Here is a 9,277-nt window from a genome sequence, read left to right on the forward strand (position 1 = left end):
TCTCAGTTTGTGAATAACACCCGTCCGTTGAGCCGCGAAGAGGCCATCGCCAAAATAGACCATAAGGAGGAAGCCGAGTTCAACGGCGACGCCTATTTCAAGGCGTTTGAGGTGACAACGCCCGGTACCAGCATCAGCGACCTGATGTACCAGCATCGCGACAAGCGCTTTGACGCTTCTATCATTCATGACGGTTCTGTCTTTTTGGGTGAGGACATCACCACGTATTCTTACGGAAACATGAGCCGTTGGGCCACTCAGCGTTATGCTTCGGACCACGTGCCCTTGACCAACTACAGCACCCGTAAGTATATCTACACCGAATGGAGTCCCCGTCCTTTCTATAATGTATATACGGATTATCACAAGATTCTGTTCCGTTACGGACGTGCGTTGCTGAACAAGGCTGAGGCCCTTCTTCGTCTGAACAAGGTGCAGGAAGCTGTGGCTGTATTCAACCAGACCCGTACGATTCACGGAGGACTTCCTGCTTCGGAAGCCGCTACGTTGGCCGATGCCTGGAAGGAATATAAGATAGAGCGTCGCGTGGAATTGTTCTGGGAAGGCGACTGGTACTTCAGCTTGCTGCGTTGGGGTAAATATGGTAAGGAAGCCAACGACGGGAAGGAACCGGGCAGCGTGATTGACGAGTTGACCGAACCGGCCACCTTTATTGAGATTAAGACTGATCGTACCGCTGCCTATGTGGGCAATGTGCAGTTGTCCAATGATGACCGTCGGTTTGATGTGCGCTCGTATCTGTTCCCGATTACCAAATCTGTCATTCAGGCAAATTCGGCTATCAACGAATCGGATCAGAATCCGGGTTGGGAATAATTGCATTAACTTAAGTTTCGCATATCTTTGATATGCTGTCAGGATACAAGTCAACAAGGCTATGAGGAGAAGCGACTGAACGTTCCGCTTGCATCTTGTTCGCGAAATAGACAGGAGGACCTTGTACACTTGTTTACCCGTTCACTGAAAGCAAGTTCAAGAACTTGCGAAACTTGAATTGTATTAACTTAAATAAAACAGAAAAAAGATATGAAGAAGATAACATTTTCAACTGTTAAATGGATGCTTTTACTGATTTGTCTTCCGATTGTGAGTGCGTGTGATTGGGAAGATTTGCCCGCATACGAAGAGGCGGAAATCAGTGCGGTCCAATTGTATTATCGTTGGGCCAGCAGTGAAAAAGATCCTGTGACGCAAGAGCCTCTTGTAAAGGAACAGCGTCTGAATGTAAGTAGCGATGTCAATTCAGAAGCCGGTATGATTCAGCTTACTGTGACCGTGCCTGCCGCCGGAGGTGATTTTACAGAAGATGTTCGCAAGGACGTGACAACCGCTAAGCTGTGGGGACAGGTGAGTGTATCGACAGCTGCTCGGATTACTCCTATTGAAGGAACAGCTGCGCTTGGTACTCCCGATGACTGGAGCCGTGATAAAAAATTCAGCGTGAAAGCCGCTAATGGAAACACCAAGGTATGGACTATTAAGATTGTACAGTTCAATAAATAGTAAAATAACTTAAGTCTTGCAAGTCATTGAACTTGCTTTCAGTGAACAAGTAAACAAGTGTACAAGGTTTTCCTATCTGCCTGTTTTTTTATGAATGAGGGCATCTGTAGGAATCTACATTGTTCTTCCTCGTAGCCTTGCTAACTTGTGTCCTGACAGCATATCAAAGATATGCGAAACTTAAATAAAAGAACATACTGAGCTGAAGCGTTTTTAGCATAACAGCTTTGCAATACCTGAGTTTGTGAAAATTCAGGTATTGCTTTTTATGAGTGAAAGTATGGATATGTCGATATAAACCTTTATCTTTACTCCTTCAATAAACGAATGAATAACCTGAAAATTTGATAAGATGATGAAAATCTATTTATCCCTATTTTTATGTCTTGCTTGTGGTATGCAGGTGCATGCGCAGCAGAAAGACACCCTGTTTGTGGCCGATTACGGCATTCGTCCTTACTCTTACGAGAACCAGACCGGCAGAATGCAGTCTGTAATAGATGATTGCAAGAAATTTAAGACTAAAGTATTGGTGTTCGAGTCAGGACGTTATGACTTCTGGCCCGAAGGAGCGGTGCGTAAGGAGTATTTCATTACCAACACCTCCACCGAGCAGGAGTGTCCCTCCAAGACGAAGACCATCGGACTCTTTCTGGAAGACGTGGAAGGGTTAACCCTCGAAGGCAACGGCGCCACCCTGATGTTCCACGGCAAGATGACCATGCTTGCCTTGGCGCATTGCCGGCAGGTGACGCTGAAGAATCTGCATCTGGATGCCGAACGTCCCGGAGGAACGGAGCTGACCTACACGCAGGTGGATAACGGGGGTGTGGAGGTTGCTTTCCACCGTGATTCCCGTTACGAGATTGCGGACGGAAAAATCCACCTCTACGGCGAAGGATGGCGTTCCAACCGGACGCATTGTATCGAGTATGACCCGCAGGACGAACATTTCTTCTATAGCGACGGATGGAACAGGCTGGCGGCATCGGAAGCCCGCGAAGTGGCACCCGGAGTGGTTCGTTTTACTACGCCGTCCGGTTTCCGGCCTAAAGTGGGCAACACCTTGACCGTGCGTGACATCATCCGCGACCAGGTGGGCATGTTCATCTACGAAAGTCGAGACGTGACATTGGAGCGGATAGGGGTGCACTACATGCACGGACTGGGAATAGTGAGCCAGTACAGCCGAAACCTCACCATGAACCGGGTGGAGTGTACGCCGCGCGAAGGAAGCGGGCGAATACTGGCTTCATCGGCGGATTTTATGCACTTCTCGGGTTGCAGTGGAAAAATCAGCATTTTGGGTTGCCGCTATGCCGGTGCACAGGATGATCCGATTAATGTACACGGCACCAACCTACGTGCCATCCGGCAGATAAACGAACGGACGTTGGAACTGCGTTTCATGCACGGACAGAGCTACGGCTTTAACGCCTATTTTGAACAAGACACGGTGGCATTTGTCAAGGCGTCCACCATGGAGCGATTCGCTTCGGCAACGGTGAAATCGGTGAAGCGTACGAGCGATCGGACGCTGGAAGTGGAATTCGATCGGGCTGTGCCGAAAGGGCTGGAACTGGGGCATGATTGTGTGGAGAACATGAGTTGTACGCCGGAGGTGGAAATCCGTCATTGCTACTTTACACGCACCAGTACGCGCGGCACCCTGATGACTACTCCGCGGAAAGTGGTGATAGCCGACAACACCTATTACAAGACCGGCATGAGCGCCATCTTGATAGAGGGCGATGCCGAAGGCTGGTATGAGTCCGGTCCGGTCAGGGATGTTTTGATAGAGAACAACACGTTCATCGATTGCGCCTACAACGGCGGTCCGGGGAATGCTGTCATCGCCTTGCACCCGTCGAACACCGTGGTGAATGCCGATCGCCCGGTGCACCGTAATGTGCGCATCATCGGCAACAAGTTCCGGACGTGGGGCAATCCGGTGGTCTATGCCAAAAGCACCGAAGGACTGGTGTTCAGAGGCAACGAAGTGGAACCGGTGTTTGGCAGGGATGTCCCGGCGAAGGAGCAGTTTATCTTGAACGGATGCAAGAATGTGGAAATCAAGGATAATCTTTTTGCTGCGCCATTCTCCAAAGATGCTATCCGCTTTGAGAACATGAAGAAGAAGTATAAGAAATGAAGGTGGATTGAAAGAACCGTGCCCTTCTTGAATTTTCAGCAGCCTGAGATGCCTCTTATTGCCGAAAAAGCTTTATCTTTGCTTTCATGAAACTGGAAATATCAGATTGGAAATTGATTCCATACGCCGAAGCATGGAGCCGGCAGACGGAATGGTTTGATGCGCTTGTGCGTGCCAAACAGGAGGGCGCGGAATATGTGAACCATATCGTGCTGTGCGAGCATCCGCACGTCTATACGTTGGGGCGTAGCGGCAAGGAGGGTAATATGTTGTTGGGTGACGAGCAGCTCCGTAGGATAGGGGCTACGCTCTACCATATCGACCGTGGTGGAGATATCACGTACCACGGGCCGGGGCAGTTGGTGTGCTATCCCATTTTGAATTTGGAAGAGTTCTCTTTGGGATTGAAGGAGTACGTGCATCTGCTGGAAGAGGCAGTTGTCCGTGTCTGTGCCTCGTATGGCATTGCGGCTGGGCGTTTGGCAAAGGCGACCGGAGTCTGGCTGGAAGGAGAGACTCCCCGTGCCCGTAAAATCTGCGCCATCGGTGTGCGTAGCAGCCATTTTGTCACCATGCACGGGTTGGCGCTGAATGTGAATACCGACCTGCGTTACTTCAGTTATATCAATCCCTGTGGATTCATCGACAAAGGGGTTACCTCCCTGCAGAAAGAGTTGGGACATGAGGTGCCGATGGAGGAGGTGAAAGAGCGGTTGATAGCATGTCTGCAAGAACTTGATATCGTGTCGGCAAGCGTTTAATAGCGTGCCGGCACGATATTATTTTTCCCCGGTGGAGAGTCAGCATCTTCGGTCTTTCGCCAGCGCCGCAATGAGGTAACTTCCCTTGCAGTTTACCCTGTTCCAGTTGGTCTCATGAATAATTTTCCAAAACGTGCCTCCTATCCTTCCACAGTCGGATAGCCGGAGGATTTTCCGTATCTCTTCCGTATCGGTGATACGCAACTGCTTTAGTGACAACATGAGGCACTCCAGGTTGTGAGTCTTCTTGTTGTAGGCATATCCCGGAATGTCAAAACCGGAAAATCCCGCCGTCCCTTCTTCCTTCCCCGGGGGGAGCTGAGGGGGAGTGCTTTCCTTTGCTTTGCTTTCTTTGCTTTGTTGCGGATTGTATTCATTCTCGTTAAAAATGTCTGCATGCTGCATGTAATCTTCCGGGGTTTGTGTACATCCGGTATTCTTCCCGCTCTTTTCCGTCTCCGTTGTTTCCAGCAGATAGGGCATGGCGGAAAGGTTCCTTTTCCTTCTTTTAGTGGCTTCCAACCACACTTTCTGTATCTCTGTAGAGGTCAGCACCCCCTTCTCCCGGTATATCTTTGAGTCGAAAAACTCTTTTTCTACCAGAATGTTCACGATGCCCTGCATCTCTTCCTGTGTGATGTCTCTTCCAGCTTTGTTGGTGAAGAGTGCGCACTGCTCCTCGTTCCACTTCAGGTAATACCCGCTATCCTTGTGTATCTTGCATAGCAGCTTCATGATTGCCGCTGTGCCTTTCAGTCCGAATTTCGCTTCTACTAGTTCCATTGCTATTTCCTCAAAGAGATTCACTTTGAGTGGGAAATATAGCATTCCTCCGTATGTCATGGCCATATCTGTCGTTGTTTAGCATTCATAATTCAGCATACCGGTCTCCATTCCAGAAAATTCTCTATCTGCAAGGTTCTCCATGCCTGTAGTTCTACGTTCCAGAATGCGATGGCTCCCGTCACCTTTGTGATGTCGTATTCCTTTCTGAAATCCGCCTTGTAGGGCAGCAATGTCGCCTTCGCCAGTTTGAAAGTCCCGTCCTGTTTGTGGTAGGCTATCACGGCATGTCCATACTGCATGTGGTCTATCAGGGCTTCTATCCTGTGTACCATCCATTGGGCGCATGCTTCCGTATATCCTTTTTCCAGCATGATGCGTATTTTCCATAGATTTCTCATCGCCTCGTGGAGTGAGGCATTCTTTCTTTTTTTCTTCATTCTTTGTTGTTTAAAGGTTAATATTTAAAGTCTCGCCTATTTTTGATAGGCAGTTGGTAAACCGTTGAATGCAAGTTCAAGAACTTGCGAAACTTAAGTTGCTACTTGTTTGATTTCGGCAAGATGCTTGTTTTGCTCCTTGCCGGAGCGGTGGCAAAGATAGTCCGTTTGTTTCGTAAGTTGTTCAATTTTAATTGTTGTCAGAAATGCTTGTCTTCCGGAGTTCTTTTTTATAGGCTTTATTCCGATTTTATATCCCTGTTTACTTCTCCGAATTCCTGTATTATTGTGTTTTCAGTCAGCTTCTTATCGTCTTCCGACCGGAAGTCGAAGTGTTGGTATGCCCATTGCGCCAATGCCTTGTTGCTTGTTGGTTTTTCTTCCTTGAAGTAGTTGGCTTTCTGCCATAGTATGATGTCTCTGATGACCCTTTTTCTGTATTGCGGCTGTATGCCCGTCACCTTTCCGCTTGCTGGTCTTCCTACTATCGCTTTTGCTTTTGGCTTATAGTGTTTTACCTCTGTTTTGTCGGTTCTTTTTTCTGCTTTTTTTCTTTGCTGTTCACTACTTTTTTTCTTCCATTTTTAGTCTTCTCATGATAGATAATTAAAATTATTGTAATTTGTAAAATAAATGCAAAGGTAAAATAACTTTTTGTTTCGGCAGCATCCTGTGGAAAATAAAAAAAATACGCTTTGTTCTCTATGTGGTTATAATCGGTTGATGAATAGGAGAGTATGTGATAAAAATGCTGCATTTAAACGTCCGTTTAATTACCGCAAAGATAAGGCTGTTTTTTCAATCTTCAAAATATTTAATAGAAATATTATTTACTAACTTCGTGTCATTGCCAAACATGCAGCATTGCAGAATATTAGAAGCCTTATTCTATGGCCTAAATTCTCATCCTTTTTCAGTTTCTTTCTTCTTTTTTCTTGTTCCAAAAGTTGCTGCATTTAAACGGACGTTTAAATGCAGCAACTTGCTATTTAACCACTTCGTTTATTGGTTTTTACCGTAAGGTATGAAGATTCGTATGAAATCAGTAGGCAAGAAGAGCATTTATCTTGCCGTATTTGATATAAAATGCTCGCAAATGATTGAGTTTCAGTTGTATATATGAAGTTCAAAGCCCCAAAGGAATATCCTTTTCGCAACAGATAAGGCCTCCCGGACGTCCTGAAATCATAAATCTATCCATGTCCCTTTTAGAAGAATCCATTGTCCTTCAGCGTGCCGCACACGAACTGATGTGTTTGGGTATGGACGGCACTCCCGTTTATAGCGATGATCTGTCACAGCGAAACGGTGAAGTTTATCGTCTTACTACGGCTTTGTACAATTCCGGTATCGAAGAAGCCTCCCTCGAAGCGCAGGCTCAAGTTTGTCTTGCCCTGTTGATGGGTTACAGCGCTTCGTTTATCGACCACGGTGAGAAGCAACGGCATGTACAGAACATTCTGAACCGTTGCTGGAATCTTCTTGACTCGCTTCCGGCTTCCCTGTTGAAGCTCCGCCTCCTGACCGCCTGTTACGGTGAGGTTTACGACGAGCCTTTGGCGGATGAAGCCCGTAGCATCATCGCTTCCTGGAGCGGAAAGGCGCTTACTGTCGAACAGCAAGAGGCAGTTGATGAATTCTGGAATGTGGTGGAGAATCCTTATCCGGTGGAAGAGGTGGAAGAATAAGGGATGATATTAAAAATAGTGTTTTTTTCTTGTTTTGTTATATCTTTGTGAATAATTTAGGTATTCATGAACATTGTCAATCCATATAACGAATTAGAACATAAAGTTTATAACAGAACTTTTCTTCGTAACATACAAGTTAAATTTGAATTTGATTTGTGTGAGGGAATATTGGGTAATACGCCAATTGTTAGAGACTTTTTCAATAAGTATTTTAACGTGGTGGTAAACCATGATTCATCCTCTTCGTATTCATGTATAGAGTTACGTGATTCTGAGAAACAAATAAAATTTGTTTTTACTGAAGAACAAGCTGTGGTAGAGGTTGGAGCAGGTTTCTATAAGTCATTTACAGAGACAATGTTCCCTTTAGTTGCAAGACTGACTGCTTTTATGGAACAAATCTGCTCAATTTCTTGTATCAAGAAATTGACAATAACAAAACAGAATGTTTGGCAAGTCAAGGCAGATACGGAACTTAAAGAAATCTATGCATCCGCATTGCGATATACATTTAAGGAACATCATGTAGATGATTTTGTTTCTATTCCATTTCCTAATGAGCCTCAATTTAAAATGTCTAAAGAGGCTAATATTGATTTGGATGGTGGAATGCTGAAAGTTATTATGTCAACGGATATAAAAAATGCACAGGAAGCCGATTTTATGCTGGATTTTATTGCTTCAGCCGACAGCGTAAGTGTAGCAGAGGCTTTGGATATATCTACCGGACTTAGCAATGTTATTTATTGCGCATTTCATGATATCGTTTCTAAAAATGTCGTTGACTTGATGGAACAAAAAGGAGGCAAGCAATGATAACGGGTAATTGTGGTTTTACTATTTCAGAACCTGTCAGACAAGCAAAGACAAAGTCTGTAGGTGCATTTGCTGTATGCTATATTTCTGTTTTGACTCTGACGATGGATGCCTATACTCCACAGCATGTAGAGCCGAAACTGAAATCGGAGGTGTGTTCTGATTACAATCGTTCTTTTCTTCAAAAAGAAGCAATGCTGGATCGACTTGATAAATTGTGCAATGGGCTGAATTCTGATTGGGATGGTCATGGTGGATTGCCAATGGAAAAAGAGTCGTACAAAAATACACAGAATGCTATATTTTCATTATCTAGCAGATTTTTGTCGCATTGGAATTTATTTCCATGTCCCAACGGAACATTTTTATTAACAACAAAAGATAATACGGCCAGTATCAATATCGGTAATCGTGATTTTTCATACGTTGCATATCGTAGTGCGGAAAATCATATCAAAGGCATTTCTCCATATAGTGATGAGAGTTTTATAAAGGCCATTGATTGTATTCATAATGTATTGGGATATGAAGTGTAGTGAAAACTGATAGTGCCCGAAAATATAATGGAAGAAGAGGATGTTGCTCGTATTATATTCTCACCATCCATGATTATGAATGGCAATGTATCTCCCTCTGCTTTTTTATGGATGAACTGCCAAGAGGACCAGAACGTTATGTCTCTGTATGGCGTGCTTTTTATCGGACGCCCACTATGGAGAATGTTACTTTTGGTGCAAGAAAGGGAGGGGGATAGTTTGGCCGGATTGCTATTATAGGTGTATGGGTATGCCATAGTACTTGTTATGAAGACTACAAGACGCAGATAAAGCCACATCCTAGTAAAAGTAACCCGGCACATGCAGGGATTCATGTAACAAAAGGGGCAGAGACGATAAAAGGTCAATGTTACGATCCTGGTTACTTGATGTTGGCCACTATGCTTGCCGGAAAATGTACTTTGGTAACTTTTTAGTAATTTGAAATAAAAAACGTATATTTGCATAGAACTTCGGAGAAAGGAGATAGGATGGAAATGATGCGTAAATTGCCGATTGGCATACAGACTTTTGAGGAAATACGTAAAGGAGGTTATCTTTATGTAGATAAGAC

11 protein-coding genes are annotated in these 9,277 nt (G+C 44.9%); 8 read left to right on the forward strand and 3 right to left on the reverse strand.

All coding sequences use genetic code 11. The features are described from left to right. The 4 genes from K2G43_RS02545 to lipB all read left to right on the forward strand — a co-directional run. A partial coding sequence (locus K2G43_RS02545; protein WP_300152888.1) for a RagB/SusD family nutrient uptake outer membrane protein occupies positions 1-837 on the forward strand: 837 nt, incomplete at its 5' end. A gap of 210 nt (positions 838-1,047) precedes the next feature. Continuing rightward, on the forward strand, positions 1,048-1,524 hold the full coding sequence (locus K2G43_RS02550) for a hypothetical protein (RefSeq protein ID WP_300152889.1): 477 nt from the start codon (positions 1,048-1,050) through the stop codon (positions 1,522-1,524). A gap of 352 nt (positions 1,525-1,876) precedes the next feature. Next, complete coding sequence (locus K2G43_RS02555; RefSeq protein WP_297644015.1) at positions 1,877-3,676, forward strand: right-handed parallel beta-helix repeat-containing protein; 1,800 nt, start codon at positions 1,877-1,879, stop codon at positions 3,674-3,676. Positions 3,677-3,750: 74 nt separating this feature from the next. Next, entirely contained in the window at positions 3,751-4,437 is a 687-nt protein-coding gene (gene lipB, locus K2G43_RS02560; protein ID WP_300152895.1) for a lipoyl(octanoyl) transferase LipB, read from the forward strand. 39 nt (positions 4,438-4,476) lie between these two features. Here the strand turns inward: lipB and K2G43_RS02565 are convergent, their stop codons facing one another. The 3 genes from K2G43_RS02565 to K2G43_RS02575 form a co-directional block, all read right to left on the reverse strand. Beyond that, the gene (locus tag K2G43_RS02565) at positions 4,477-5,286 is read right to left on the reverse strand and encodes a DUF4373 domain-containing protein (RefSeq protein WP_300152890.1); all 810 of its coding nucleotides are present in this window, start codon (positions 5,284-5,286) and stop codon (positions 4,477-4,479) included. Positions 5,287-5,312: 26 nt separating this feature from the next. Beyond that, the gene (locus tag K2G43_RS02570) at positions 5,313-5,660 is read right to left on the reverse strand and encodes an SH3 beta-barrel fold-containing protein (RefSeq protein WP_300152891.1); all 348 of its coding nucleotides are present in this window, start codon (positions 5,658-5,660) and stop codon (positions 5,313-5,315) included. Between the two features lie 239 nt (positions 5,661-5,899). Continuing rightward, positions 5,900-6,121 carry a hypothetical protein gene (locus K2G43_RS02575; protein ID WP_297644013.1) on the reverse strand — a complete coding sequence of 74 codons (222 nt, stop codon included), beginning with the start codon at positions 6,119-6,121 and terminating at the stop codon, positions 5,900-5,902. Between the two features lie 738 nt (positions 6,122-6,859). Here K2G43_RS02575 and K2G43_RS02580 point away from each other — a divergent pair. The 4 genes from K2G43_RS02580 to K2G43_RS02595 all read left to right on the forward strand — a co-directional run. Further along, entirely contained in the window at positions 6,860-7,348 is a 489-nt protein-coding gene (locus K2G43_RS02580) for a UpxZ family transcription anti-terminator antagonist (RefSeq protein ID WP_300152892.1), read from the forward strand. Between the two features lie 66 nt (positions 7,349-7,414). Further along, positions 7,415-8,167: a hypothetical protein gene (locus K2G43_RS02585; RefSeq protein ID WP_300152893.1), complete on the forward strand. Its 753-nt coding sequence runs from the start codon at positions 7,415-7,417 to the stop codon at positions 8,165-8,167. Further along, positions 8,164-8,703 (forward strand): hypothetical protein, encoded by a 540-nt coding sequence (locus K2G43_RS02590; protein WP_300152894.1) that lies wholly within the window; start codon positions 8,164-8,166, stop codon positions 8,701-8,703. Before K2G43_RS02585 ends, K2G43_RS02590 begins: the two co-directional genes overlap by 4 nt. Positions 8,704-9,194: 491 nt before the next feature. Then, positions 9,195-9,277, forward strand: an 83-nt coding sequence (locus K2G43_RS02595) for an AAA family ATPase (protein WP_300152896.1), incomplete at its 3' end; no start/stop codon positions are given.

This window comes from Bacteroides sp. (genome assembly GCF_029057325.1).
Classification (GTDB): Bacteria; Bacteroidota; Bacteroidia; order Bacteroidales; family Bacteroidaceae; genus Bacteroides.

Excerpts from the sequence above, each read along its gene's own strand:
- K2G43_RS02550 (WP_300152889.1), top strand. The coding sequence starts at position 1,048 with ATGAAGAAGATAACATTTTCAACTGTTAAATGGATGCTTTTACTGATT.
- K2G43_RS02555 (WP_297644015.1), top strand. The coding sequence starts at position 1,877 with ATGATGAAAATCTATTTATCCCTATTTTTATGTCTTGCTTGTGGTATG.
- K2G43_RS02565 (WP_300152890.1), bottom strand. The coding sequence starts at position 5,286 with ATGGCCATGACATACGGAGGAATGCTATATTTCCCACTCAAAGTGAAT.
- K2G43_RS02570 (WP_300152891.1), bottom strand. The coding sequence starts at position 5,660 with ATGAAGAAAAAAAGAAAGAATGCCTCACTCCACGAGGCGATGAGAAAT.
- K2G43_RS02580 (WP_300152892.1), top strand. The coding sequence starts at position 6,860 with ATGTCCCTTTTAGAAGAATCCATTGTCCTTCAGCGTGCCGCACACGAA.
- K2G43_RS02585 (WP_300152893.1), top strand. The coding sequence starts at position 7,415 with ATGAACATTGTCAATCCATATAACGAATTAGAACATAAAGTTTATAAC.
- K2G43_RS02590 (WP_300152894.1), top strand. The coding sequence starts at position 8,164 with ATGATAACGGGTAATTGTGGTTTTACTATTTCAGAACCTGTCAGACAA.